This is a genomic window from Alkalihalobacterium sp. TH-98, assembly GCF_057473385.1.
Genome location: NZ_JBYCKM010000009.1, coordinates 212,089 through 237,190, shown reverse-complemented (window position 1 = coordinate 237,190; position 25,102 = coordinate 212,089). Strand labels below are relative to the sequence as shown.

At 38.0% G+C, this 25,102-nt stretch carries 27 protein-coding genes and 1 riboswitch; of the genes, 18 read left to right on the top strand and 9 right to left on the bottom strand.

Annotated features, from left to right (window positions below; translation table 11 throughout):
* Nucleotides 1–10 precede the first annotated feature (10 nt).
* The 6 genes from cobA to AC2VNP_RS04385 all read left to right on the top strand — a co-directional run bounded on the left by cobA (nt 11) and on the right by AC2VNP_RS04385 (nt 5,408).
* Nucleotides 11–775, top strand: coding sequence for a uroporphyrinogen-III C-methyltransferase (gene cobA, locus AC2VNP_RS04410; RefSeq protein ID WP_486916185.1), 765 nt, complete (start codon nt 11–13; stop codon nt 773–775).
* Nucleotides 776–1,061: 286 nt separating this feature from the next.
* Nucleotides 1,062–2,060, top strand: coding sequence for a FecCD family ABC transporter permease (locus AC2VNP_RS04405; protein ID WP_486916311.1), 999 nt, complete (start codon nt 1,062–1,064; stop codon nt 2,058–2,060).
* Nucleotides 2,060–2,836, top strand: a complete 777-nt coding sequence (locus AC2VNP_RS04400; RefSeq protein WP_486916184.1) for a heme ABC transporter ATP-binding protein — start codon at nt 2,060–2,062, stop codon at nt 2,834–2,836. The genes AC2VNP_RS04405 and AC2VNP_RS04400 overlap by 1 nt, the downstream gene beginning before the upstream one ends.
* Nucleotides 2,837–2,884: 48 nt before the next feature.
* Nucleotides 2,885–3,988: a methyltransferase domain-containing protein gene (locus tag AC2VNP_RS04395; protein WP_486916183.1), complete on the top strand. Its 1,104-nt coding sequence runs from the start codon at nt 2,885–2,887 to the stop codon at nt 3,986–3,988.
* On the top strand, nt 3,972–4,985 hold the full coding sequence (locus AC2VNP_RS04390) for an ABC transporter substrate-binding protein (RefSeq protein WP_486916182.1): 1,014 nt from the start codon (nt 3,972–3,974) through the stop codon (nt 4,983–4,985). The genes AC2VNP_RS04395 and AC2VNP_RS04390 overlap by 17 nt, the downstream gene beginning before the upstream one ends.
* Before the next feature lie 84 nt (nt 4,986–5,069).
* On the top strand, nt 5,070–5,408 hold the full coding sequence (locus AC2VNP_RS04385; protein ID WP_486916181.1) for a hypothetical protein: 339 nt from the start codon (nt 5,070–5,072) through the stop codon (nt 5,406–5,408).
* Nucleotides 5,409–5,501: 93 nt separating this feature from the next.
* Here the strand turns inward: AC2VNP_RS04385 and thiC are convergent, their stop codons facing one another.
* Nucleotides 5,502–7,256 (bottom strand): phosphomethylpyrimidine synthase ThiC, encoded by a 1,755-nt coding sequence (gene thiC / locus AC2VNP_RS04380; protein WP_486916180.1) that lies wholly within the window; start codon nt 7,254–7,256, stop codon nt 5,502–5,504.
* A 193-nt stretch (nt 7,257–7,449) separates the two neighbouring features.
* A riboswitch (TPP riboswitch) is annotated at nt 7,450–7,561 on the bottom strand.
* A 512-nt stretch (nt 7,562–8,073) separates the two neighbouring features.
* Between thiC and AC2VNP_RS04375 the strand changes: the two genes are divergently transcribed.
* Both AC2VNP_RS04375 and AC2VNP_RS04370 read left to right on the top strand, forming a co-directional pair.
* Nucleotides 8,074–9,444 carry an aspartate kinase gene (locus tag AC2VNP_RS04375; RefSeq protein WP_486916179.1) on the top strand — a complete coding sequence of 457 codons (1,371 nt, stop codon included), beginning with the start codon at nt 8,074–8,076 and terminating at the stop codon, nt 9,442–9,444.
* Nucleotides 9,445–9,601: 157 nt separating this feature from the next.
* Nucleotides 9,602–9,880 carry an amphi-Trp domain-containing protein gene (locus AC2VNP_RS04370; protein ID WP_486916178.1) on the top strand — a complete coding sequence of 93 codons (279 nt, stop codon included), beginning with the start codon at nt 9,602–9,604 and terminating at the stop codon, nt 9,878–9,880.
* 22 nt (nt 9,881–9,902) lie between these two features.
* Here AC2VNP_RS04370 and AC2VNP_RS04365 read toward each other — a convergent pair whose 3' ends face one another.
* On the bottom strand, nt 9,903–10,736 hold the full coding sequence (locus tag AC2VNP_RS04365; RefSeq protein ID WP_486916177.1) for an ion transporter: 834 nt from the start codon (nt 10,734–10,736) through the stop codon (nt 9,903–9,905).
* 200 nt (nt 10,737–10,936) lie between these two features.
* Between AC2VNP_RS04365 and AC2VNP_RS04360 the strand changes: the two genes are divergently transcribed.
* From AC2VNP_RS04360 to AC2VNP_RS04340, 5 genes are all read left to right on the top strand, one after another.
* A complete protein-coding gene (locus AC2VNP_RS04360) occupies nt 10,937–11,950 on the top strand; it encodes an NAD(P)/FAD-dependent oxidoreductase (RefSeq protein WP_486916176.1) in 1,014 nt (337 codons plus the stop codon).
* A 34-nt stretch (nt 11,951–11,984) separates the two neighbouring features.
* Entirely contained in the window at nt 11,985–12,512 is a 528-nt protein-coding gene (locus AC2VNP_RS04355; protein ID WP_486916175.1) for a DUF8052 family protein, read from the top strand.
* Nucleotides 12,513–12,720: 208 nt separating this feature from the next.
* Nucleotides 12,721–13,239, top strand: a complete 519-nt coding sequence (locus tag AC2VNP_RS04350) for a DUF8052 family protein (protein WP_486916174.1) — start codon at nt 12,721–12,723, stop codon at nt 13,237–13,239.
* Nucleotides 13,236–14,852, top strand: coding sequence for a carbon starvation CstA family protein (locus tag AC2VNP_RS04345; RefSeq protein ID WP_486916173.1), 1,617 nt, complete (start codon nt 13,236–13,238; stop codon nt 14,850–14,852). The genes AC2VNP_RS04350 and AC2VNP_RS04345 overlap by 4 nt, the downstream gene beginning before the upstream one ends.
* Nucleotides 14,853–15,123: 271 nt before the next feature.
* Nucleotides 15,124–15,882, top strand: coding sequence for a class I SAM-dependent methyltransferase (locus AC2VNP_RS04340; RefSeq protein WP_486916172.1), 759 nt, complete (start codon nt 15,124–15,126; stop codon nt 15,880–15,882).
* A gap of 118 nt (nt 15,883–16,000) precedes the next feature.
* Here the strand turns inward: AC2VNP_RS04340 and proC are convergent, their stop codons facing one another.
* The 3 genes from proC to proB are packed head-to-tail and all read right to left on the bottom strand — an operon-like array spanning nt 16,001 to nt 19,214.
* On the bottom strand, nt 16,001–16,834 hold the full coding sequence (proC, locus tag AC2VNP_RS04335) for a pyrroline-5-carboxylate reductase (RefSeq protein WP_486916171.1): 834 nt from the start codon (nt 16,832–16,834) through the stop codon (nt 16,001–16,003).
* A 17-nt stretch (nt 16,835–16,851) separates the two neighbouring features.
* Nucleotides 16,852–18,096, bottom strand: coding sequence for a glutamate-5-semialdehyde dehydrogenase (locus tag AC2VNP_RS04330; protein WP_486916170.1), 1,245 nt, complete (start codon nt 18,094–18,096; stop codon nt 16,852–16,854).
* A complete protein-coding gene (gene proB, locus AC2VNP_RS04325) occupies nt 18,093–19,214 on the bottom strand; it encodes a glutamate 5-kinase (RefSeq protein WP_486916169.1) in 1,122 nt (373 codons plus the stop codon). The genes AC2VNP_RS04330 and proB overlap by 4 nt, the downstream gene beginning before the upstream one ends.
* A 601-nt stretch (nt 19,215–19,815) precedes the next feature.
* On the opposite strand from proB, the gene AC2VNP_RS04320 reads away from it, so the two are divergent.
* On the top strand, nt 19,816–20,613 hold the full coding sequence (locus AC2VNP_RS04320; RefSeq protein WP_486916168.1) for an SDR family NAD(P)-dependent oxidoreductase: 798 nt from the start codon (nt 19,816–19,818) through the stop codon (nt 20,611–20,613).
* Here AC2VNP_RS04320 and AC2VNP_RS04315 read toward each other — a convergent pair.
* The 3 genes from AC2VNP_RS04315 to AC2VNP_RS04305 form a co-directional block, all read right to left on the bottom strand.
* Complete coding sequence (locus tag AC2VNP_RS04315; protein ID WP_486916167.1) at nt 20,604–20,900, bottom strand: YqzH family protein; 297 nt, start codon at nt 20,898–20,900, stop codon at nt 20,604–20,606. The genes AC2VNP_RS04320 and AC2VNP_RS04315 overlap by 10 nt on opposite strands.
* On the bottom strand, nt 20,894–21,376 hold the full coding sequence (locus tag AC2VNP_RS04310) for a YqeG family HAD IIIA-type phosphatase (protein WP_486916166.1): 483 nt from the start codon (nt 21,374–21,376) through the stop codon (nt 20,894–20,896). Before AC2VNP_RS04310 ends, AC2VNP_RS04315 begins: the two co-directional genes overlap by 7 nt.
* Before the next feature lie 152 nt (nt 21,377–21,528).
* Nucleotides 21,529–21,675 (bottom strand): hypothetical protein, encoded by a 147-nt coding sequence (locus tag AC2VNP_RS04305; RefSeq protein ID WP_486916165.1) that lies wholly within the window; start codon nt 21,673–21,675, stop codon nt 21,529–21,531.
* A 238-nt stretch (nt 21,676–21,913) separates the two neighbouring features.
* Between AC2VNP_RS04305 and AC2VNP_RS04300 the strand changes: the two genes are divergently transcribed.
* The 4 genes from AC2VNP_RS04300 to AC2VNP_RS04285 all read left to right on the top strand — a co-directional run bounded on the left by AC2VNP_RS04300 (nt 21,914) and on the right by AC2VNP_RS04285 (nt 24,577).
* Nucleotides 21,914–23,122 (top strand): Y-family DNA polymerase, encoded by a 1,209-nt coding sequence (locus AC2VNP_RS04300; RefSeq protein ID WP_486916310.1) that lies wholly within the window; start codon nt 21,914–21,916, stop codon nt 23,120–23,122.
* A 14-nt stretch (nt 23,123–23,136) separates the two neighbouring features.
* A complete protein-coding gene (locus AC2VNP_RS04295) occupies nt 23,137–23,469 on the top strand; it encodes a YolD-like family protein (RefSeq protein ID WP_486916164.1) in 333 nt (110 codons plus the stop codon).
* A gap of 181 nt (nt 23,470–23,650) precedes the next feature.
* Nucleotides 23,651–23,929, top strand: a complete 279-nt coding sequence (locus AC2VNP_RS04290; RefSeq protein ID WP_486916163.1) for a hypothetical protein — start codon at nt 23,651–23,653, stop codon at nt 23,927–23,929.
* A 168-nt stretch (nt 23,930–24,097) separates the two neighbouring features.
* Nucleotides 24,098–24,577 (top strand): low molecular weight protein-tyrosine-phosphatase, encoded by a 480-nt coding sequence (locus tag AC2VNP_RS04285; RefSeq protein ID WP_486916162.1) that lies wholly within the window; start codon nt 24,098–24,100, stop codon nt 24,575–24,577.
* 67 nt (nt 24,578–24,644) lie between these two features.
* Here AC2VNP_RS04285 and AC2VNP_RS04280 read toward each other — a convergent pair whose 3' ends face one another.
* Nucleotides 24,645–24,824 (bottom strand): H-type small acid-soluble spore protein, encoded by a 180-nt coding sequence (locus AC2VNP_RS04280; RefSeq protein ID WP_486916161.1) that lies wholly within the window; start codon nt 24,822–24,824, stop codon nt 24,645–24,647.
* Nucleotides 24,825–25,102 lie beyond the last annotated feature (278 nt).

Genomic DNA, 25,102 nt, shown 5'->3' with positions numbered 1-25,102 from the left:
CGGGAACGAAATGAAAAATGGAAAGGTGTACTTAGTTGGGGCAGGACCGGGTGACCCGAAATTAATTACGGTCCGAGGCTTGGAGTGTATTAAGACATCGGATGTGATTATTTATGATCGACTAGCAAACCCATCTTTACTTGATTATGCAAATGTAAGTGCGGAATTTATATATTGCGGAAAGCTTCCGAAGCAGCATACGTTAAAACAGGAGCAAATTAATCAATTATTAGTGGCCAAAGCAGAGGAAGGAAAAGTGGTTACTAGACTAAAAGGGGGGGACCCTTGTGTGTTCGGTAGAGTTGGTGAGGAAGCAGAAGTTCTGGCCAACCATAGAATCCAATATGAAATTGTTCCAGGTGTATCCTCTGGAATAGCTGCACCAGCTTATGCTGGCATTCCTGTAACTCACCGTGATTACGGATCTAGCTTTGCGATAGTGACAGGGCATTTGCAAAACGAAGAAAATAATGAAGTCAAGTGGAGTGCATTAGCAAGTGGAATAGATACAATTGCTTTTTATATGGGCGTAAAGAACTTACCTCTAATCTGTAATCAATTAATTCTTCATGGAAAAAAACCCTCAACTGCAGTAGCTATTATTGAATGGGGAACAACGGAAAGACAACGGACGGTTGTCGGTACGCTAACAACGATTGAAGAGAAGGCAAGAGAAGCTAGTATCTCTCATCCTGCTATTATTCTAGTTGGTGAAATTGTAACTTTACGAGAAAAGATCAAGTGGTTTAGAGAAGAAGCTTTAACTGTGTCATAGAAACTTGAAGATATAACCACCAAATATAGATATAGCTTCCTATGGAAGCATCTATTTTGGTGGAAAGTTCACGACCTGCGTATACAAGGTTAAAACAATAAAAGTCATGACCATTGGTAATAGTAGTATGACTTAAATCGTAATAATTATGATTTATAAAGGAGGACGAAAGATGCAGACTGACCTAAAAATCAAATCATCTCCTAAATTACTACATAAGAAAAAGATAATAAACGTTTCACAGCTGCTCTTCGTTTTCATATTAGTGAGTATACTAATTACTTCCATGACAGCAGCTGTAATGATTGGCCCTGTTTCTATCTCTCCATTAACTGTTTGGAAAATAGCATTTTCTAAATTCCCATATATAAATGAAATGATCGTTCATGATTGGTCAAAATCACAGGAACAGATTATATGGGAAATTCGGTTTCCGAGGGTTTTATTAGGTGCTGTAGTAGGTGCAGGGCTAGCGGTTGTAGGTGTGGCCATTCAAGCATTAGTACGGAACTCCTTAGCCGATCCTTTTATTCTCGGTGTATCTTCTGGTGCTTCTGTCGGTGCAACGTTAGTCATTATCTTTGGTGCATTTAAGCTATTTGGACATTATGCATTGTCAATGGCTGCTTTCTTAGGTGCACTTGCTTCAGTATTAATCGTTTTTATGCTTGCACAAGTTCGCGGAAAAATATCTACTGTCCGGCTGCTTCTAGCAGGAATTGCTGTTTCGATGATGTTATCTGCCGTGACAAGCTATATTGTTATTTCTGCTCCGCGAGAAGAAGGAATAAGAGATGCGATGTTTTGGATGATGGGGAGTTTGGCTGGTGCAAAATGGGAGCAACTTCCGGTTCCTTTTTTCTCATTAATAATAGGCATAATTATTTTAGTTTTATCCTATCGTCCTCTTAATTTACTGTTGATGGGAGATGCAACTGCTACAACGTTAGGGATGAACATTGACGTGTTTAAGAAATTCTTGGTCTTATTAACGGCTTTATTAACTGGAGTTATGGTCTCTGTGAGTGGTGCGATAGGATTTATCGGGTTAATGGTACCACACATCGTTCGGTTAATGGTTGGTTCTGATCATCGAAGAGTGCTAATTGTCAGTAGTTTAATAGGTGCAATTTTTCTTGTATGGGCAGATGTTGCAGCAAGAACTGTAGTTTCACCTCAAGAATTACCAATAGGTATTGTTACAGCTATATGTGGTGGTCCATTTTTTATATGGCTATTAAGAAGAAGTAACTATTCATTTGGAACAGAGGATGGTGGAAAGTAGTGAAGCTTTCAGTCCAAAATGTGGTGACGGAAATTGACCAAAATCCAATCATTCAAAATATCAATTTCCAAGTAAATGATGGTGAGTTTGTTGGTGTGATCGGACCGAATGGCAGTGGCAAATCGACATTATTAAAAACGATTTATCGGATTTATGCACCTTCTAACGGGACCATACTAATGAACCAATCGAACACAAATAAGTGGAAAAATCGTAGTTTTGCTCAACAAGTAGCTGTTGTTGGTCAGGAAAGCTCAGTGCCATTTGATTTTACAGTAGAAGATATTGTGCGGATGGGGAGACATCCACATAAGAGGTTTTTAGAAAAAGATAATGAATACGATGAAACAATAGTAACCCGGTCACTAAACGAAGTAGGAATGGAGCATTTCCGAAATCGGAGTTTTTCACACTTGTCAGGCGGTGAAAAGCAAAGGGTATTAATAGCACGAGCTCTTGCACAGGAACCCAAATTATTTATACTAGATGAGCCGACAAACCATCTTGATATTCAGCATCAATTACAGCTTCTTGATGTAGTAAAAGGTTTAAAACTAACGTCTTTAGCAGCTTTACATGATCTAAATTTAGCTGCTGCTTATTGCGATAAATTACTAGTGATAAACGAAGGGCAAATCGTTGCAAAAGGTTCACCAGAAGAGGTGCTGACCGTAAAACTATTAGCCGATGTTTTCCATGTTAATGCGACTATTCTTAAACACCCAATTACTGGGAAGGTTCATGTTTTATATACTTCGAAAATGGCGGTTAGGTAAAAAGGTGAAAATGTGAGGCCTATTGTTTCAAATAATTAGGAGGAGAGAATGGGCGAATATCAATGTAATTTTTGTGGATTTCAATATGAAGAAAGAAATGGTGATACGAAAAACGGAATTCCAATCGGAACACCATTTGAACAGTTAGCTGGGTCGCTTTGTAACCGCTGTGGTATGCAGGGGGATCGGCATAAAAGACAAATCACTCAACCTTATATTGGCCTTGAAGCCGAGTATTTCGATCTTTTTACTGGAAAAAGTGGTGTCGAATTCTTTAAACAAATGATTAATACTACTCCTGAACCTTGTGTATTAGAGTTAGGAGTTGGGACAGCCAGAATCGCGTATGAATTGGCTGTTCAGGGAGTTGATGTAACAGGGCTCGATACGAGTGAAGATATGCTCGAAATAGCTGAAAAGAAACGAAAAAGGTTAAGAAATGTGTCTAAGTTAACTTTAATACAAAAGAATGCATTAGATATCAATTCTTCTATCAAATTTAGCCATATTCTACTAACAGAAGGCTTCTTACAACACTTTCTGTTACCTGATGAACAGTTGCAAGTATTGGCAAACGTGAAAAAACATCTTGTAGATAGTGGTTTAGTAGCAGTTGACCTTATCATTCCACCGAATGAGAGAAATTGGAAGGTAAGTCAATGTAAACAATGGGGGAAGAAACGAATTTATAAGACAACCGAGGGCGTAACTCTCTTAAACCGACAGACATTTGAAACAACGATAACCTATGAAACATATGAACAAAACAATGAAGTTTCTCGATATAAAGTAGACCGGGAGTATAGTTTAATACTTCCTAGGGAAATGTGCTATCTATTAAACGCAGAAGGCTTTGAAGTAATCGACATGTTCGAAAATTATCAAACTAGTTATCAACGTATTAGGGGAACAACATTAATACCTCAATTAGCTAAAAAAAGAGCTGAAGCGGTATTAAGAAGAGATGAAACTCTTGATGGGAGTATAAATGAATTCCAACGTAATCTAGAACCTTTTAAAGAGGAGGTTTGGACAAATGGGGGTTATCCAATTCCCATTCGAGGAGACGTAACAGATTATCAAGTAAGTAATCGCTGGACAATTATTGCTAAATTAAAAAATAAGGAGAATGAATATGAAAAAAATCAATAAAATGAAATCGATCTTATCAGCTATTATACTTACATCCACACTGCTAGTTGGATGTGGGCAGCAGACGGGAACAAACGAAGAGGTGACAACAACGAATAGTCCTCAAGTTAAAGAAGTTGAAAAGGTCGACCAAAATGAATATGAATCATTTGAAATCGAAAATAATGAGCAGCTGTTAGTGTTCACTGAAGCACCTAAGCGTGCAGTTACGTTAAACCAACACGTAACTGAAGTGATGCTAGCTCTTGGATTAGAAGAATTTATGGTGGGAACCGCATATTTAGATGATGCCGTCTTACCAGAATTTAAGGATGCTTATGAGTCAATCCCAGTTCTTTCGGATCGATACCCATCGCAAGAAGTGTTTTTAGCAGAAGAACCTGATTTCGCTTATGCAGGGTGGGCAAGTGCATTTCGCGAGGATAATATTGGTACTGTTGAACAATTAAAAGAGTTTGGCATCAATGCATACTTACATGAGTCTTCTAGTAAAGTTGGCCCGACAATTAATGATATTTATTCAGATATTCGAAATATAGCACGTATCTTTAACGTCGAAGAAAGAGGAGCACAAATAATTGCTTCGATGGAAGAAGAACTATCTGAAATTCAAAAAAATATTCCAGAGGTAACAGAAAAGAAGAAAGTATTTGTATTTGATAGCGGAGATACGGCACCTTTTACAGTGGCACAAAATTTTTTAAATTCGTTAATCACGCTAGCGGGAGCAGAAAATATATTTAGTGAAATCGATAAAAACTGGGCAGAAGTAAGCTGGGAAGAAGTAGTGGATCGAGATCCTGAAATAATCATCATTGTTGATTATGGTGAAACGTCGGCTGAAGAGAAAAAAGATACATTACTGCGTCATCCGGCACTAGAAGATGTTACAGCTATTAAAAATGAGAATTTTATTGTAATTCCATTATCTGCAGCAGCAGAAGGGATTCGAGCACCTTATGCTTTGGAAATTTTGGTGAATGGCTTATATAAATAAAGTTCAAGCGTTGTTCATTGCTCATCTGATGATTTCGTACTAGAATAAATAATAGATTACGAGCTAGATGAAAGGCATGAAAAAATGAACAAACAAATTTCTATATTGCTTTCTGTTTTTATTATACTTTTTGCTTTAATTGGATCATTGGTTAAAACGACAGAAGTCGCACCAGCTAATGCTCGAATGATAGTAGATCATTCACTTAACGTCTATGTTTCTCCTCCTTGCTTTAATGAAGCAGATGTTACGAACTTTTTAGAGGAAGTAACATTAAAAGATGCGCTTGATATGGAGTATAGACCAGAGTCAAGCTGTACAGAAAATTCATTAATAGGTGAACCAAGGTCATTGATTTCTCTATTACTTGAAACTGTTGGTCTTCGTTCAGGAAAGTGGGACCGCGACGGGGAATGGCAATAATTTTGCTGTGGATTTAAGTCATTTACATTACCGGACCTTTACAAAAAAGAAGCTGATTTATAGATTAGTTATCTATGAATCAGCTTCTTTTTATTATCTATATATTTTACTTCCTTGTTCCTTGAATTCTTCAGATTTCTTTTCCATTTCTTCTTTGAGTAAAGTATGTTCATCGATTCCTTTTTCTTTTGCGGTTTGACGAATATCATGAGAGATTTTCATACTACAAAACTTAGGCCCGCACATTGAACAGAAGTGGGCGGTTTTGGCGCCTTCTGCTGGAAGGGTTTCATCATGAAAACTCATTGCTTTTTCTGGGTCTAAAGATAAGTTAAATTGATCTCGCCAACGAAACTCAAAGCGAGCCTTTGAAAGTGCATCGTCTCGTCGTTGGGCATTTGGATGCCCTTTCGCTAAATCAGCTGCGTGTGCAGCAAGTTTATAGGTTACAACACCTTCACGAACATCGTCTTTATTCGGCAACCCTAAATGTTCCTTTGGTGTTACATAGCAAAGCATGGCTGTTCCGTAAGAAGCAATCATCGCCGCACCGATCGCTGAAGTAATATGGTCATACCCTGGTGCGATATCAGTAGTGAGTGGACCTAATGTATAGAAAGGTGCTTCATGACAAATATCAAGTTGTTTATCCATATTTTCTTTGATTTTGTGCATGGGTACATGTCCAGGACCTTCTACCATTACTTGAACGTCATGTTCCCAAGCAATTTTCGTTAATTCTCCTAGTGTTTCCAGTTCAGCAAATTGGGACTCATCATTAGCATCAGCAATTGAGCCTGGGCGCAAACCGTCACCTAATGAGAAAGCGATATCATACGTCTTCATAATTTCACAGATCTCAGCAAAATGAGTATAGAGAAAGTTTTCTTGATGGTGGGCAAGGCACCATGCAGCCATAATTGAACCACCTCTAGAAACAATACCGGTTAAACGATTAGCTGTAAGTGGTACATATCGGAGTAGCACCCCGGCGTGTATCGTAAAATAGTCTACTCCTTGTTCTGCTTGCTCTATTAATGTATCTCGGTAAACTTCCCATGTTAAGTCTTCAGCTACTCCATTCACTTTTTCAAGGGCCTGGTAAATAGGCACTGTACCTACTGGGACTGGACTGTTTCGAATAATCCATTCTCTTGTTGTATGTATATGCTTTCCTGTGGATAAGTCCATAATTGTATCGGCACCCCAGCGAATAGCCCAAGTCATTTTTTCGACTTCTTCTTCTATAGATGAACTGACTGCTGAGTTTCCAATATTCGCATTAATTTTCACGTGAAAATTACGACCGATAATCATTGGTTCACTTTCAGGGTGATTAATATTGGATGGAATAATTGCTCTTCCACTCGCTATTTCTGAACGCACAAATTCAGGGTCTAAACCTTCACGAATTGAAATAAATTCCATTTCAGGTGTGACGATTCCTTTTTTAGCATAGTGAAGTTGGGTTACATTTTTTCCTTGTTTCGCTCGTACTGGTTTTCTGCTTGTTGTATTAAATACTTCCACAGCTTTTGTTTTTTCAATATCAATAAAACCATTATCCTCAGGTTTTATATTACGACCCTCATAATATTCAACGTCGCCACGATCTAAAATCCATTGTTTGCGTAATTCTGGCAGTCCTTTTCTGACATCTGCATGATATGTAGAGTCAGTGTAAGGCCCGGTCGTATCGTATACTCTAAACGGTTCATTAGGTATTTCTTTTCCATTAAATGAGGTTGGGCTTAGTTCAATTTCACGAAAAGGAACAGCAATCGTATCGTTTGTACTGCTTTTCTCATACACTTTCTTACTGTTTAGAAATGGGTTAAGAATTGACATAAAAGATCCTCCTAAGTTTGATTTAAGTTCTGGATGTTAGAACCGATCATGGAGGAGGGGAAGATAATATAAGAATGTCATCCATTTTTATAGCTGCAATCATTATGGTGTTATCCGACTGTTATACAGTCGTCTATTTTTCATAATGTGCACTATAAAAATAAAAAGACCGCAAGAAAGCGGTCGAATGGACATAAGAATTCTACAAAATCCCTCCGCTAGCATTACCTAGATCAGGTTCACGGTCGACAACAGTATCAGTTGTCCTCTCAGCCCCTTGCTTTGGAGCTCCCGTTTTCTTCAGTTGTACTATTAAATTAACACAATATTTAGGAAAAGAAAACAGTTAATTGGATCTATTTTCCTTTTTTTCTTGTAGCTTTATTCATGATGAGTCCTAATTTTTAATTCCTATATGTGATGTTGGTTTCAAAAACTGACTAAAGGAAGTGAAGAATGAAAATAGTTTGCTGGATGGTTACATCTTAAAAAAAGTAATTACGAATAATTTATGAATAAGGTTCTGGCGAGAAGGGATTTTGCTGAGAAATATCGAATATTGTTTGTTAATTTTAGCTCTTTATTCCTGTGAAGTGTTACTGTCACATGAAAATCCAACCATATGGGAGGGTTTTCTATCGATTAGCGTGAAAGGGGAGGATGTGAAGGTTGAATAAACCAGTTGGTGATATATCCTTACACAGCCTACAATATCCAATTTATTCAACTTTGCAAACAGGCAAGGGCTATGATAAATTATGAATTATTGAAATATTAAGGGAACAGAAAAAAACTTTATAGGAGTTGGAGAAACGAGATGAGAGTAGCGAAATTCGGTGGAACATCAGTGGCTAACGCAGAGCAAATTCGTAAAGTGGCTTCAATCATTGCCGAGAACGAAGAGAGAAAATTTGTGGTTGTCTCAGCCCCAGGGAAGAGGGAAGCAACCGATACAAAGGTTACGGATTTACTTATTCAGTTAGCCGATGCCGTGGTAGAAAAAGGTGACGTTGAAAATGCTCTACTAGCTGTTGTAAGCCGTTATGAAGAGATTGCATTAGATCTCAATTTGTCAGCAGATATTATAGAAACGATTAAAGAGGATTTACAAGCAAGAGTAGCTTTTGACACTTCCCATGAAGGAAAATTCATCGATCAAATGAAAGCCAGTGGAGAAGACAATAATGCAAAGTTAATCGCGGCTTACTTTCAAAGCACCGGAATTGAAGCGCAATATGTAAATCCAAATGAGGCCGGATTATTAGTGTCTGATGAACCCGGGAACGCTCAAGTTCTTCCGGAAAGCTATGAACATTTGTTCCAATTAAGGGAACGTCCAGGTGTGATCGTTTTTCCAGGATTTTTTGGATACTCAAAAGAAGGAACACTAGTTACTTTCCCTCGAGGTGGATCAGATATTACAGGATCTATTTTAGCTGCAGGAGTGAAGGCGGACTTATATGAGAATTTCACAGATGTTGATTCGGTATTTGCAGCCAATCCAAAGATCGTTGAAAATCCTGTGAACATTAAGAAAATGACGTATCGTGAAATGCGCGAATTATCATATGCTGGTTTTTCAGTATTTCATGATGAAGCACTAATGCCTGCATTCCGTCAGTCCATTCCTGTTTGTATAAAAAATACAAATAATCCAGAAGCTCGTGGAACGATGATTATGGCTGAACGTGCTTGTGTGTTAAATCCAGTGATCGGGATTGCAAGTGACTCGGAATTTTGCACGCTATATGTGCGGAAGTACTTAATGCACCGCGAAATCGGTTTTGGACGTAAGTTACTTCAAATTATTGAAGAAGAGGGCATTTCTTATGAACATATCCCATCTGGAATTGATGACACGTCTGTTATTTTAAAACAGTGTCAGTTGGATGGGGAGAAAGAAGATCGCATCATTACTCGTATTCGAGAAGAGTTAGATGTAGATGATGTGTATGTAGAGCGTGATTTTTCCATGATTATGATGGTTGGCGAAGGGATGCACAATACGATCGGTCTTTCAGCACGTGCAACTTCGGCACTTGCCAATGCTAATGTAAATATTGAAATGATTAATCAAGGCTCTTCAGAAGTCAGCTTAGTATTTGGTATTCGCCATGAAGATGAGGAAAAAGCTGTTCGTGCCCTATATGATGAATTTTTTGGCTCAGCGGACGAGTCAATTGAATAAACTTTAATGGAAGTTAGAAAGGTGCAAATCATAAAGTGATTTGCACCTTTCTTTATCTTCATATAAATTAACAATCGTTTAGTCAAATATCGTTCACATAAGATAGGCAAGGAATAGCTTATAATAAGAATAACGAGGATAAAAGGGGGAAACAAGGATGAATGAAGTAGGAAAATTACCAACTCAAATTATCTTAAAACATAAAGAACAACAAAATCTAAGTGATTTTGCCGACGTATTAGAAGTGATTGCGAAAAAACTAAGAGAAGAAGGTCAGTTCGTTTTTATGCAAGGTGATGAAGAAGTGCAAGTGAAACCGTCGCAACGTCTAAAAGTAGAATATGAATACTCGACCAAAGGGGACAAGCATTCGTTTGAGATTGAGTTTGACTGGGTGGAAGGCGAAACAGGCCCAAATAAAATGGGGATAAAATAAGTCAAAAGCTGAGGGGGTTTCCTCAGCTTTTGTTCATCTTAATCATTATATTTTTAAGTTCAGCAATTTCTTTACGAAGCTCTCGTACCTCATTTTTCATTTCGACCTCATCATTGTCGTCTTCGTCTTTACTTGTTTTTTCAACATTACTTACGATAACCCCGATAAACAAGTTAAATACAATGAAGGTACCGACAAGGATAAAGAGGACAAAGTAGATCCATGACCAAGCTACTTCTGCAAAGATGGGGCGCATAACCCCGCTAGCCCACGATTCTAGAGTAACTACTTGGAATAAGGTTAATAAGGATAATTGCAAATTTCCAAAATACTCAGGTGCCACTTCAGCAAACAACATCGTTCCCGTAACCGCAAATATATAAAAGATAATGCTCATTAAAATCATAATATTCCCTAGTGCTGGAATCGTTAATAAGAGCGCATCGACTAATTTTCGTAAAGAAGGAATAACGGAAATAGCTCGCAGGACCCGAAGAACACGCAGGATACGTAAAACGGTGACAAAGTGTGCACCTACAAAAATATGTCCTGCCGCAACAATAAGAAAATCAAACCAGTTCCAGCTGCTTTTAAAGAAAGTGTAGGTGGGACGGGCAGCAATCATCCTTAGGGCAATCTCTATTGTAAAAATCCACAATAGGGTAATGTCAGCATAGTAAAACCAACTTGTATACGTTTGGTAGACATTAGGATATGTTTCGATCCCTACAACAATGGCGTTTATAATAATAAATGTAATGACCGTAGTAGTAAATGCTTTATGTTCAACTATTTTTGCACAGTATTCCGAAATCCGATTCGGTTGTTTATTTTCTTTAGCTTGTTGTGAAGCCATCTCTCTCCTCCAAAACTACTCTTTATCATCTATTTTCTACAACTTAATGATTTAACCTTTAAATGCATACCTACTTATTTTACTAGATTTTGATGTATAGGGAAAGTAGACATCGTAACTTCGTTCAACACATTGCCACCCACGAACAATATGGATTTTGTTACAATAAAGGAAACGTTGTATAGAGGGAGATGGATATAATGGGTCATTATTCGGTCATTATTGTCGGTGCTGGGTTAGCTGGAATTATGGCAGCAAAGAAGTTTTCACAGAAAAATGTGAATTACCTCGTATTAGATAAAGGAAAAAGTGTCGGAGGACGAATGGCTACGAGAAGAGTAAGTGGTGGCAGAAGTGACCACGGTGCTCAATTCTTTACTGCTCGTAGTGAGCAAATGAAAGCTCTTGTAAAAGAGTGGGAGCAAGCTGGCTTTATACATACATGGACAAATGGTTTTCATCAAATGAACAATGTGACCGAAATCAGAAGTCTATCATTACACAATGATGGATACCCTCGTTATGCAGGTAAGAGTGGAATGAATATTTTAATGAAGGAACTAGCACAAGATGTAAACATTAAAGTAGACCATAAAGTTGAAAGAATTGAGTGGATAGAGGATAAATGGTCTGTAATTGTACGTAAAGGAAAACAAGCAGAGTTTATATCTTTTACGGCAGATCAATTATTAATAACCTCACCTACACCACAATCTTTAGAGTTAATTGAAGAAGTAAAGGTGGAGGAAAATATAAAAGAAGATCTTAAGGCAACGAGCTATTTTCCCTGCTTATGTACAATTGTTGCACTAGATGCACCTACGAATATACCAAAGCCAGGTGGGATTCAAATAAAAGAAGGGGTAGTGTCGTTCCTAGGTGATAATCAACAAAAAGGCATATCGGATACAACTGTAGTGACGATACACGGAAACGAATATTGGTCTCGTGAACATTATGATCAAGAGGACGAGGTCATAATAGAAAAGCTAATTCAAGCAGCAAAGCCTCTTTTAGGAGAAGGTGAAATACTAGAGAAACAGTTAAAGCGTTGGCGTTATTCAAAACCAGAAGCTTTACACCCTGATGAATTTGTTGCCACAACCATTCCGGGACCTATCGCTTTTGCTGGAGATATCTTTAAACGAGGAGCTGTTGAAGGGGCTGTACTTTCGGGATTAGCAGCATCAGATTGGCTATTATACAAAGAATGAGCAACATGCAAGTGCCAATAACAAAGGTGGGGTGATGAAGATTAAACCACATGATTTAAAGCAATATATTAATGATCTTGCTAATTTATACATTGGAAGCTTTAATGTTTATCGAGATGAAAAGCTAGGTGAAATTCCCCTAGCTTTTTATGCTGAATACTTGCGACGGGATGAGAAATATTTAATGACGAAGACGATTAAAGTTTGGAGTGTTGAAAATCAACAGTATGTTTTTATCAGTGAGCAGGAAAAACCGATAAACAAACGGGATATCCAACAGTTTGGACAGTCGCTGCTAGCAAATGTTCACCAGTTTGTGCCTTCCAAACAGGATCATATGTCGACCATTTTTCTTGGGGCGATTGTGACGAATCAACCAATTAGCGAAGAGGTAGTTAGTGCAGTAGAGCGATTTAGAAAGATAAAGTTTATTAAGTTTGGATGGCATGGATGGGCAGAGTTTTATATTGGAGTTGTCAATATAAGTGAGGAAAAGACTTATATTCATAAAAAAGGAAAAGAGCTGCTAAAACCATTTGAACGTGTATTTTTGGAAGGATAAAACTTAAATGATATTTTCCTATTTTATTTCAAAAAAATATTCTTTCTTTTCAGAAAACTTTGTGTATAATTTGATTATACACAAAGTTTTTTATAGTGAATTTTTAGAGTAGTTAAACAAGGTAAAATGTGTGTTTAAAAGGTGAGGGGATGCCAAGAAATTTATGTTGGAATTTTGGTTTGAAAGTCTTGTAAGGGGAGGATTTGGGGTGACTACATTAGATAACTATATCATGTCTATGAAAGAAAGATTTTCTAGGCACTATGATGTCTATTTACATGAGAAGCTAGGAACATACCCACTTGCTTTTTATGCACACTATCATCGTCGGGATGAGAAGTATTTTATTACAAAATCAATAAAAGTATGGGGAGCAAATAATCAACAATTTGTCTATGTTTTGAAAAAGGACAAGCCTCTCACTAAAAATGATGTCTATGATTTTGCAAAAGAAATCGAAAACAGAATTAAAGAAAATGTTCAAAGAGATGAAGAACATATGTCATCTATTTTTCTTGGGGTGATAGTGACGGACCAACCGGTTTCAAGAGAAGTCCAAAAGGTAGTAGAAAAATATCGGAAACTATTATTTTTTAAGTGGGGGATGCAAGGTTGGGCTGAGCAATATTTAGGCATTGTCAATTTTTCTACAAATCACATTTATACCAATAAAAAAGGCAAAGAATTTTTTAGGAACTTTATTCAAGATGAGAAGGTGAAGAAATGAATTTATTAACACTATTATTATTGACAGGAATTATTCTACTTATTGCTTATTTTACTTACGGACGTTTTTTAGAAAAAACGATGAAAGTAGACCCAAGTAAGAAAACACCAGCAAATGAATATAATGACGGAATTGATTATGTGCCTGCGAAGAAACCCGTCCTTCTTGGGCACCATTTTGCAACCATTGCGGGCGGTGGACCGATTGTTGGTCCGATTACGGCAGTGCTATTTGGATGGCTCCCTGCTGTTTTGTGGATTATTATTGGAAGTATCTTTATCGGTGGTGTTCACGATTACACGTCATTACAAGCTTCAATCCGTCATAAAGCACAATCGATAGGTACTATAATTAAAGAGTACATAGGGAATCGTGGACAAGTCCTCTTTTTAACATTTTCGATTGCTACATTGATTCTAATTGTAGGAGTATTTATTATTCTTGTTGCTAATACATTTGTAGCTGTTCCACAAGCGGCAACTGCTTCTGTTTTATTTATTGGTATTGCTATTCTGTTTGGTTTTCTAGTGAATCAATTCCGTATGAACTTTGTGGTTGCAAGTATTTTAGGTGTCATAGCTATGTTACTATCTATTTGGGTAGGAGTACTTTATCCTATTTCTTTAAGTGCAACGGCGTGGTCACTTATCTTAATTGGTTACGCCTATATTGCCTCAATCTTACCGGTTTGGGTCCTGCTGCAACCGCGTGATTACTTGAACTCATTCTTGTTATATGGACTAATAGCAGGTGCGGCAATTGGTATTTTTATAGTTTCACCAACGATTCAGCTACCAGCTTTCACAGGGTTTTATAATGAAACGTTAGGATACTTGTTCCCAATTTTATTTATTACAATTGCGTGTGGAGCAATCTCAGGCTTTCACTCTCTCGTTTCATCAGGAACAACAGCTAAACAATTGGACAATGAAAAGAACGGGAAATTTATTGCCTACGGTTCAATGCTTTTAGAGGCTTTCTTTGCAGTTGTTGCTATTGGAACTGTAGCTTATCTAGCACAAGCTGACTTTGCGGCACGAATGACAGAACTTGGTGGACCGATTGGAACCTTTTCAGCAGGAGCAGGGTTTTTCATGTCCCATTTAGGTATTCCTGAAAGTACCGCAGTTACATTTGCAGCTTTAACAGCTTCTGCATTCCTATTAACTACGTTAGACTCGGCTACAAGATTAATGAGATATGCGATCCAAGAGCTTGGTGAGGGACGTACGAAAGCATTTAAAAGTAATCATGTTGCCACTTCAACAGGATTAGTTGGTTCGGCAGCATTAGCATTAACGGGTACATGGTCGACAGTTTGGCCGTTATTCGGTGCCGCTAATCAAATGTTAGGTGCGCTTGCTTTATTAGCGGTTGCCGCTTGGCTAATTAAGAGCGGAGTAAAAGCTTATTTTGTAATTATTCCAATGCTATTCATGTTCTGTGTCACGGTCGCAGCATTAGGAGTGTTAATGTATAAAAACTTTGCTGCACAAAATTATATGTTAACATCGATGGCGTTTATATTATTTGTTCTTTGTATTTTCCTTGCGATTGAGGGCTGGCGAGCAATTTTTGAGGCAAGGGAAAAAGATGCTTCTATTAAACTTTAATCAAAAGAGGCTGACAACTATTGTCAGCCTCTTTTCAAGAGATAAGAAAGTATAAAATTCGAAGATGTCTAGCTTCAGGTGCCATCGGCTCGAGGTCGCTTCGGTCCACCAAACGTGTCTAAAGGGCAAGACACTAATTGCTGGCCCTCCAGCGCTTGTTGCCGATAAGTAGGCACCTTGCGCTTTTCTTTATAGTAGAATACATTAATCTATAGCAAAAATTGGTGTACGATAGAGAAAATAACTAGGTAGGGAGAATGAAAAAAACGGTATGAGTCTAAATAACAATCTAGAAGAATATCAAGACCCGGATTTATACGATTTAGAAAATGAAGCATTTTTAGAAGATTTTTCAATGATCGAAGAGTTTGCAAAGCAAGTAAATGGACCTGTTATCGAGTTAGCTTGCGGAACGGGAAGAATTGCACTTCGTCTTGCAGAGCAGGGGATAGAGACAGTTGGTGTTGACCTGCATGAAAAAATGCTAAGCAAAGCAAAAGAAAAGGCGAATGCAAAGGAGATATATATTCGTTTAGTAATGCAAGATTGTACAAAGCTAGAACTTGATATGAAAAGTTCATTTGTATTTATGGTAGGCAACTCGTTTCAGCACTTTTTATCCAATCAAGAACAAGATGATTTACTTTCCTCAGTACATAGGCACCTGAAAAAGGGTGGTACATTTTTGTTTGGAACAAGATTTCCTTCAAAAGAAGAATTAATGCAATCTGAAGAAGAAGAGTACTGGCGATCGTATCATGACGCTGCAGGTCAAAAGGTCGATGTTTACACAGTCAGTCAATATGATGAATTGGCTCAAATTCAAACGTACATGACGATTAGACGAAGTAAAGAGAACGAAGAGGTCACCCATATTCAGCTTCGCTATGTCTACCCTAAAGAAATGGAGCGACTGTTAGCATCTCATGGCTTTACAATTCTCCATCAGTATGGAAATTGGGATAAAACACCGTTAACCAATCAAAGTCATTCGATGATTTATATTTGTAAAAAAGAAAAAGATGATTGAGGTAATTTTTGGGGGTTCTGATTTATCAATAGAAGTTTTGTTGAATGATGCAGGACGACGACTTTAATTAAAAAATAGCCTTCAAAATCATAAGGTAAATGACTTTGAAGGCATCTTTTTATTTCGACTCTGTAAAAATTTGACCCATTTCTTTTGCTCTTGCAGAAGATCGTTTAATTCCAGCAACGACAGCATCTTGGAATTGGTAAGAGGCAAGCACATTTAATGCAGCTTCTGTTGCTCCATTTGGACTCATCACTTCTTTATAAAGCTGTTCAGACGTCTTTGAAGTAGACTCAAGCCGCTTTAAAGAGCCTCTTAATGTTTGAATGATGGCTTCTTTTGCTTCTTCCTCTTCTAATCCGAGGTCTTTTGCTGCTTTTTCCATCGCTTCAACAAAATAGTAGATGTATGCTGGACCACTTCCGGCAACTCCTGTAAAGCCGTCTTGTTTATCTTCAGGAATAATGTGAACGGTCCCGATTGCTTCAAATAATTGAGCGGAAAGATTTGTATCTTCTTCTGATGCAAATTTTCCAGCAGATAGAGCTGTAGCTGATTCTCCTACTTTCGCTGAAGTATTAGGCATGGATCGAATAACAGGTGCTTCGATCCCAAGTAGCTCCTCAAGGTAATGAGTCGTAACTCCAGCTAATACGGAAATGAAGATTTGTTGTTTTCGTATGAAAGGTTTAATCAGCTCAATTCCATCAATAACATTTGATGGTTTCATTGCCAAGACAACAATGTCCGCTTGAGATAGGGCTTCCTCTTTATTAGTAGTTGTTTGGATGCCATACGTACTTTTTAAGCTTTCAAGGCGAGCTGCATCTTTTCGATTTGTTGCAATAATTTGTTCTGGTTTTAATAATTCTTTATTAATCAGTCCAGCAAAAATGGCCTCAGCCATTGAACCGGCTCCTACGAATGTTACAGTTTTATCTTTTAACATCACTTACCACCTGCCCTTTACTTAATTTGTCCAGTGCCGCGAACGACATATTTCGTTGATGTTAATGCAGGAAGTCCCATTGGACCACGAGCATGAAGCTTTTGTGTGCTAATCCCTATTTCCGCACCAAAGCCAAATTCAAAACCGTCAGTGAAGCGAGTGGACGCATTATGGTATACAGCAGCTGCATCGACGTAATTTAAAAATTTGCTGACACTTTCAGCATCATCTGAAATAATGGCTTCAGAATGCTTTGTTCCATATGTTTGAATATGTTCAATCGCTTCTTCTACACTATCAACTACTCGAAGTGCTACAGTTAAATCAAGATATTCTGTGCTCCAATCTTCTTCAGTAGCAGCCATTAAGCTAGTATCGACCTGGCACGCTTTTTCATTTGCGCGAATTTCAACGTGCTTTTCTTTTAGTTGGGCTAAAAGATCTTGTAAGTGATTTTGTGCCCAATCTTTATGAACGAGGATCGTTTCCGCCGCATTACATACAGAAGGGCGTTGAGTTTTCGCATTCATCGCAATTGAAATGGCCATTTCCTTATTTGCTGTTTCGTCAATATAAACATGGCAGTTTCCAACACCTGTTTCTAGTACTGGAACCGAAGCGTTTTTAACCACGGATTGTATAAGGTTAGCACCACCGCGGGGAATAAGCACGTCTAAGTATTCATTCAGTTTAAACATCTCTGAAGCTGTTTGGCGACTTGTATCTTCAAGAAGTTGAACCGTTTCAATGGGTAATTGACTTTTTTCTAGTCCGCGATGAATGACTTGAACAATTGCTTTATTTGAAAAAATGGCTGTTGAGCTTCCACGTAAAATAACAGCATTTCCTGCTTTTAAACATAACCCAGAGGCATCAACAGTTACGTTTGGTCTTGCTTCGTAAATCATTCCAATTACACCCAGTGGAACCCTTACTTTTTTAATTTGTAATCCGTTTGGACGATCCCATTCTTCAAGGACTTCTCCAATCGGATCAGCAAGGTCTGCTACTTGTTTTAAACCATCTGCCATATCTTTGATACGTTCACTCGTCAGCTTTAGTCGGTCAATCAGTGATTCGGTTAGACCGTTTTCTCGACCTGCTATAATATCTTTTTCGTTTTCTGTAAGGATGTAGTCTGTTTCTTCAATCAGTTGATCTGCTATAAGTAGTAATGCTTCATTTTTTTGTACTGTCGTTAAGACAGCTAGATCTGCTGTAATTTCTTTTGCTTTTTTTGCTTTTTGAATGAGTTCACTCATTTTATCATCTTCTCCTTTATCGTTACCCATAAATTTCTGTGAATGACCTCTGATCGTTCTTTATTTGTCTGTTTTTTTGCTTCCTCACTCGATAATCCTTTAATTAATTCCAATTCACTCGATGAATAACTGACTTGACCTTTTCCAATTAATTCACCTTTTTGATTAAAGACTTCAATTACATCGCCAGTTGAGAAATTACCTTCAACTTCGGTAATACCAGCAGGGAGAAGACTTTTTCCTTTATGAATGACTGCATTTTCAGCGCCGGGATCAATCGTAATTTTACCTGCAATTTCAGAATGAATTCCGATCCACTGTTTTTTACTTTTCATCATGTGGTGATCGGTATAGCCAATATAAGTGCCATCACCTTTTCCAGAAATAATATCGACAAGCTTATCTGATCCTGTCCCTAAGCCTATAAATACTTTAACACCAACGGAAAGGGCCGTTTTGGCTGCTTCGATTTTTGAACGCATACCTCCTGTACCAACACTTGAGCCAGCCCCTCCAGCAGCTTCGAGCAACTCTTCAGTAATTTCTGGTAAGAATGAAAACTTTTTTGCATTCGGATTGGTCTTCGGGTTGTCATCGTATAATCCATTAATATCAGTAAGAATAATTAGTGTATTCGCATGAATAAGTCCGCTAACTAACGCTGACAGCATGTCGTTATCGCCAAACGTAAGCTCCTCAAGAGAAATGGAGTCATTTTCATTAATGATGGGGATGACGTCACGTTTGATCAGTTCGGATAGAGTAGAATAAGCATTGTTGTATTGTTCTTGATTTGAAAAGTTATGTCTAGTGAGCAGCAATTGCGCTGTTACGATATCATGTTTTCTGAATTCTTCGGTATATGCTTGCATTAACAGCCCTTGCCCAACCGCAGCAGCCGCTTGCTTACCAGCGATGGTTACGGGGCGAGTTGGGTAGCCAAGATGTGTAAATCCAGCAGCCACGGCACCGGAAGAGATGAGAATTATGTCGTGACCTTGTTGTTTTAACTTTGCTATAGCCGCAGTATGTTCAGAAATTTTATCAATGGATAGCCCGCCGTTATTATTCGTTAACGAACTACTCCCGATTTTTACGACAATTCGTTGTTTCGTCATCGTCATCCCTCTTTTTATTTGTAGAGTCAGTGTAAAGTGATAAAATAGTCTAGAAAAGCGGAAGCGCTCGGGTAGCGACGTATGGACTGGAGCTTCTCCGAAAGAGATAAAGGAAACACAGCGAGTGTTAAGGAGCTGATGTTGACTTATCGCAAGGAGGAGAGCGAAGTCTCACGAGTCGCTGAGCGCTGCAGCTAGACAAAGAAAAGCGGAAGCGCTCGGGTAGCAATAGAAGTAAAAAATTCCAATAAACTAAAAAACTCTTCTGTCCTAATAAAAATAAAAGGACGGAAGAGTTGGATCCGCGGTACCACCTTTGTTGGCAAGCATATAAGCAAGCCCTCTTGGAACCGTTAACGCCGGCGACGGTCAGGTTTGCCTGACAGCTCAAGGGCAGGTTCAACAGTTTCAGCGGTGGCACACCTTTCAGCCGATGGGTGTTGCTCTCTGGGCACATGTCACTGTTTACTATTCCTATCAACGCTCATTATACTTTGGAGACTATTATAAGTTGAACTTGCGATTCCGTCAAGATGTGACTGATTGTTTTTTCAAAATTGTGAATAACTATACATATAGGTAATATGATTAGGAGGAAAAGATGACAACGAAACGGCTTCTACAAAAAAAAATTGTAATAACAGGTGCTTCTAGTGGGATTGGGAAAGAACTCGCTTTTCTCGTTGCTGAAATGGGAGGAATTCCAATTTTACTTGCTAGATCTGTTAATAAATTAGAAATGATCACACAGGAAATTAAGGAAAAATATACTGTTCAAGCGTATTATTATCCATTAGATGTTACCTCATTCGAAAGTGTGCAAAAAACGGTTGAAAAAGTGGTTGCTAACCATGACACGATAGATGTTCTTATCAATAATGCCGGAATTGGCTATTTTGATGCTTTTTACGAGGCTGATTTTCATCAAGTTGAAGAGATGTTTCATGTGAATGTTTTAGGGCTGATGGCTTGTACAAAAGCGGTTCTTCCATACTTCTTAGATAACCAAGAAGGGCACATCATTAACATAGGTTCACAAGCAGGCAAGATTGCGACACCAAAATCGAGTGTTTATTCAGCAACAAAGCATGCGGTAAGAGGGTTTACAAATGCACTGCGAATGGAATTGCACGACTCAAATATTCATGTAAGCCTTGTTAATCCGGGACCGATTCGAACAGCCTTTTTTGATCAAGCAGACAAAACCGGTACGTATAAAAAGAATGTGGAAAAGATGATGTTACCCCCAGAAGCTGTAGCAAAACGTATTGTGGAATTAATGATTAAGCCGAAGCGGGAGCTAAATTTACCTTGGTGGATGGATGTAGGTTCAACGTTGTATCAGCTGTTTCCACGCCTAGTTGAAAAGATCGGCGGTAAAAAGTTTTATCAAAAGTAATTAACCGTTAAATAATCATAAATGACATCATGAAGAATGTAGTGTATATCTTCATTAGGGTTGGCAAGCCTTTGTTCACTAAATTTTTCTATAAGTGTGTTGACTTGTTCATCACTTAAACGTACATCGGGGTCGTGTACATAGCTGGCTGTAATTTTTTCAATCTTCTTTTTTAAAAACTGGCGATCCATAAATGAGGCTCCTTCATCTAAATCTTTCTTTATTTTAGCAATACGGGCACGTAAAAAGGTAGAAACTTTTACAGCTTCTACCTTTGCTTTTACCATCTTCTACGAATTAGTCTTTCAAATACTCGCTTTAGTCTAATGTTCCACGGCTCGTGCTCTTCACCAACCGGTTGAACTAGAGCTGTTTTCATATTTAGTCGCTTTCCACACCAAACATCTGTAAAAAGCTGATCACCAAGAAATAAACTCGTTTCTTTTTTTGCACCCATTTTCTGCATGTATCGTTCAATTTTTCGTATAGCAGGTTTTCCGCTGCGACCTAAGCCATGGATTCCTAAAGGCTCTGAAAATCGATCAACACGGCCTTGGCTATTATTTGATATGATTGCAAGTTCGACGCCGTTTTCTTTTAACATGGTGACCCATTCCTCTACATCTTCTCCACCGGGTTGGTGGTGAATGGCAAGCGTGCTATCTAAGTCCGATAAAATCGTTTTTATATTATTCGTTTTTAGCCATTCTGTTGTAATTTCAGTAAAATGTTTTAACTCAAAATCAGGTTGGAAATATTTCATTGACTACAAATCTCCTATACATTCGTCTTTATATTAATTTTCCCTTTTTTTCTAGTTAAATGCAACTTTAAAGGGTAATTTTGTTATTTCAGTATTATTCTAATGGAAATAGAGCACTGAATCTATTCAGTACTCATTTTTCTTTCTTTTTTTTACCCAGTTATGATCGTATGCTTACCGCCTGGTTTATCTTTTTCATCGTCATCGTAGGCAATTAATACGACATTTAATTCTTCTTCAAGACTTTTCAACCTTTGGAGCTGCTCGTCGTTTAAGTTTGCTACATGATAATGTTCCACGTTTAATTCACCTCACCCTTATTATTTCCAAACGTCTTTTAATTTATAGTTGCGAATGATGGTAGGACGATATTCATAAGAAGTGATTGATTGTAAAGATTTTCTATTTGAAAAACGAACGTATATTCGTTTATAATGAAGAATAAAATACGAACACAGGTTCCTTTTAGGGGGGGTTCATTTGGTTCCGCAACCATTATATGAAACGATTGAAAAACGCAGCATTCTTTGTGTCGATATGAAAAGTTTTTATGCCAGTTGTTCAGCCTTAGCGCTAGGGCTTGATCCACTAGAGTGTTATTTAGCTGTTGTTGCTGATACGGAAAGGTCAGGAAGTGTTGTGCTTGCGGCGACACCTAAATTAAAAAAAGACTTTGGAATTAAAACGGGAAGTCGGTTATTTGAAATTCCGGATGATCCCCGTATCCAGCTCGTTAATGCGCAAATGGCGATGTATCTGGATACTTCCGTGGAACTGACAAAGTTTTTTACTCGCTATGTCCCATTTGAAGCCATTCACGTTTATAGTGTGGATGAAAGTTTCCTTCAAGTAGATGGTACCGAACGTCTTTGGGGATCACCTTCACAATTAGCCCAGCGTATTCGTCAAGACATGTTAAGAGACTTTGGCTTAACATGTGCAATCGGGATTGGTCCGAATATGCTTATGTCTAAACTCTGTCTAGATATTCAAGCAAAAAAGACGGGGGTGGCCCAGTGGGATTTTGAGGATTTACAAAACGAGTTATGGCCCTTACCGTTGCGCGAGATGTGGGGAATTGGTTCACGGTTAGAAAAACGCTTAAATCGTCTAGGGATTCGAACGGTTGGACAGCTTGCTCAATATGACGTGACAAGATTAGAGAAAGCGTTTGGCGTTATGGGAAATCAAATGTATTACCATGCATGGGGGATCGATTTGTCTGAGCTCGGTGCACCGATTATGCAGGGGCAGATTAGCTTTGCCAAAGGACAAATTTTACTTCGTGATTATAAAGAGAGAGAAGATATTAAATGTGTGATTTTAGAAATGTGTGAGGAAGTAACGAGACGGGCTCGCAATGCTCGTAAGGCAGGACGCACCGTAAGTTTAGGTTTTGGCTACAGTAAAGAAGAGTATGGCGGCGGCTTTTACCGCTCAGTCAGTATTGATGAACCAACCAACCTGACCATGGATATTTACGAAGCATGTCTTCATTTAATGAAGAAGCATTATCGGGGAGAAACGGTAAGACAAATTACAATTGCGCTATCGAATGTTTGTGATGATGCCCATGTTCAGCTCAGCTTGCTAGATCCAGAGAAACCTCGGAAAAAGGAATTAGGTTATGCGATGGATGCCATTCGAAACAAATATGGATCAGGTGCATTATTACGAGCTGTTTCTTACACGGAAGCGGGTACAGCTAAATACCGTTGTACGCTTCTTGGCGGTCATAAAGCGTAGAGGAGATGAAATAAATGATTAAAGATCGTGGAAATATAAAGTGGACAGCGATGATGCTTCCAGAACATGTAGGTTTACTTCGTGAGTTAAAAAAGGAGCTGACGTATCAAAAAAAGCCTCAACTCGATGAGCAACAGCTGTTAGAAATGAATGAACAGATTTGTGAAGGGATGGCAAATAACGCATCACTTATTTTTACTTATTATGAAAACTATGACTACCATTGTATGGTAGGTACGGTTCATCATTTTAATGAGCAAGAAAGAAAACTGCACCTAATTGATCAATTTGGTGAAAAAAACTATTTACAACTGGATGAGATTATTGATGTAAAAACTTACAAGTAAAAGCCAATGTTATGTATAAAATTGGTTTGGTTTTCCTACAATAGTTTCTATCTCGTAAATTGAAACGAAACCTTCAAGATGTTGTAAAGCAATAGTCACAAATGCTTTTCAAAAATTGTATGACGAGGGTGTATAGTTTAGTAGGTGCTTTAAAATTTTTAGAATAGGAAGTGAAGAGAACGTGCGCGTTCATGATCTAGTCGAAACGAAAGAGTTTTTTATTGGGGAGATAAAGCCAAATTTCCATGTCATTTATGAAAAGTTTGAAAATAATGATGCAGTATATGTAGATGGAGTCGTTCAAACGAAAAAGATGGGAGTCGAAGAGGTCGTCCAAATTTTTCGAGGTGAGGAAGATAGTTTATGTAATGTAGAACGATACTGTATTGGTAAAGAGTATCCGAATATTGAAGCAGTTTTGGCGAAAGTAAAGGAAAGTCATAAAGAAATTTTTATTTAAGAATTATTCATATAATGAAGACTGACTCAAAAGGGCCAGTCTTTTTATAATGCAGTTATAGAAATTACGAATTTTAAAGTGGAATTGTAAGCTGACAGGACGTTGCTTATCCTAATGAATTGCGCTAACATTTACGGTATGGACGTGATCTAGAAAGGAAGAGAAACTATGGTAAGAGTATTATTCGTTTGTCTAGGTAATATTTGCCGATCGCCGATGGCAGAAGCTGTGTTTCGGAAAAAAGTAGAAGAAGCAAACTTAAGTGATCAATTTGAGATTGATTCGGCAGGAACGGGAGACTGGCATATTGGCAAACCGCCGCACGAGGGAACGAGAAACATCTTAGACCAATACAAAATTGATTATAGTGGAATGAAGGCACGAAAGGTAACAAAGCCGGATTTACAGAACTATCATTATATCATTGCAATGGATGCTGAAAATGTAGGGAACTTAAACGCAATGGCAAAGCATGAGCAAACAGGAGAAATTGCAAGGCTTCTTGACTTTCTTCCAGAAAGTGATGTTGTTGATGTTCCAGATCCGTACTATACAGGCAATTTCGAAGAAGTATATGAATTAGTTAATAAGAGTTGTGAGAAATTACTATCATACATATGTGAACAAGAAAACCTAAAGAAGAGCTGACCGCCAGAGGTCAGCTCTTCTTTAGATTCGTAATTTGAAATGTAAGATCAAACTTAGTGTAACAATTTTATTGTTCCATTAGTTGCTGGACAGGAACTGTCATTTCGTTTTCAGGCTGGCTTTTTTCATAAACGCGTGCAGTTTCTTTATCATGATCGACATGTTGGATCATAACCGGAGTACCATTAAAAAGTACTTGAACATCCTTCATAGACTCGACGATTTCTTGAGCGCGTTGTGAATTCACTTTTACTTCACTCCTTTATATGCTCTCTACTTATGTAAGAAGCCCTATTTTTCAATTATGTTTTCATTATGAGGATATATTGATCTTTTTATGCATAGCTATGAGTTAAATCAGGTGAAACATCTTCAATCATGGTCATTAAGGACTTATTGAATTTCGTCTGATTTTTTAATTGCTGAACGAACGCTCTTCTATATAAATAATAGATAAAAATATTGGTGTGTAAGGGGTTACAAGGTGATAGGAGAGTAACAATCTACGTTAACTATGAATACGAT

Coding starts and splice junctions, on each gene's coding strand:
- cobA (WP_486916185.1), top strand. CDS start 11: ATGAAAAATGGAAAGGTGTACTTAGTTGGGGCAGGACCGGGTGACCCG.
- AC2VNP_RS04405 (WP_486916311.1), top strand. CDS start 1,062: ATGACAGCAGCTGTAATGATTGGCCCTGTTTCTATCTCTCCATTAACT.
- AC2VNP_RS04395 (WP_486916183.1), top strand. CDS start 2,885: ATGGGCGAATATCAATGTAATTTTTGTGGATTTCAATATGAAGAAAGA.
- AC2VNP_RS04390 (WP_486916182.1), top strand. CDS start 3,972: ATGAAAAAAATCAATAAAATGAAATCGATCTTATCAGCTATTATACTT.
- AC2VNP_RS04385 (WP_486916181.1), top strand. CDS start 5,070: ATGAACAAACAAATTTCTATATTGCTTTCTGTTTTTATTATACTTTTT.
- thiC (WP_486916180.1), bottom strand. CDS start 7,256: ATGTCAATTCTTAACCCATTTCTAAACAGTAAGAAAGTGTATGAGAAA.
- AC2VNP_RS04375 (WP_486916179.1), top strand. CDS start 8,074: ATGAGAGTAGCGAAATTCGGTGGAACATCAGTGGCTAACGCAGAGCAA.
- AC2VNP_RS04370 (WP_486916178.1), top strand. CDS start 9,602: ATGAATGAAGTAGGAAAATTACCAACTCAAATTATCTTAAAACATAAA.
- AC2VNP_RS04365 (WP_486916177.1), bottom strand. CDS start 10,736: ATGGCTTCACAACAAGCTAAAGAAAATAAACAACCGAATCGGATTTCG.
- AC2VNP_RS04360 (WP_486916176.1), top strand. CDS start 10,937: ATGGGTCATTATTCGGTCATTATTGTCGGTGCTGGGTTAGCTGGAATT.
- AC2VNP_RS04355 (WP_486916175.1), top strand. CDS start 11,985: ATGAAGATTAAACCACATGATTTAAAGCAATATATTAATGATCTTGCT.
- AC2VNP_RS04345 (WP_486916173.1), top strand. CDS start 13,236: ATGAATTTATTAACACTATTATTATTGACAGGAATTATTCTACTTATT.
- AC2VNP_RS04340 (WP_486916172.1), top strand. CDS start 15,124: ATGAGTCTAAATAACAATCTAGAAGAATATCAAGACCCGGATTTATAC.
- proC (WP_486916171.1), bottom strand. CDS start 16,834: ATGTTAAAAGATAAAACTGTAACATTCGTAGGAGCCGGTTCAATGGCT.
- AC2VNP_RS04330 (WP_486916170.1), bottom strand. CDS start 18,096: ATGAGTGAACTCATTCAAAAAGCAAAAAAAGCAAAAGAAATTACAGCA.
- proB (WP_486916169.1), bottom strand. CDS start 19,214: ATGACGAAACAACGAATTGTCGTAAAAATCGGGAGTAGTTCGTTAACG.
- AC2VNP_RS04320 (WP_486916168.1), top strand. CDS start 19,816: ATGACAACGAAACGGCTTCTACAAAAAAAAATTGTAATAACAGGTGCT.
- AC2VNP_RS04315 (WP_486916167.1), bottom strand. CDS start 20,900: ATGGTAAAAGCAAAGGTAGAAGCTGTAAAAGTTTCTACCTTTTTACGT.
- AC2VNP_RS04310 (WP_486916166.1), bottom strand. CDS start 21,376: ATGAAATATTTCCAACCTGATTTTGAGTTAAAACATTTTACTGAAATT.
- AC2VNP_RS04300 (WP_486916310.1), top strand. CDS start 21,914: ATGAAAAGTTTTTATGCCAGTTGTTCAGCCTTAGCGCTAGGGCTTGAT.
- AC2VNP_RS04295 (WP_486916164.1), top strand. CDS start 23,137: ATGATTAAAGATCGTGGAAATATAAAGTGGACAGCGATGATGCTTCCA.
- AC2VNP_RS04285 (WP_486916162.1), top strand. CDS start 24,098: ATGGTAAGAGTATTATTCGTTTGTCTAGGTAATATTTGCCGATCGCCG.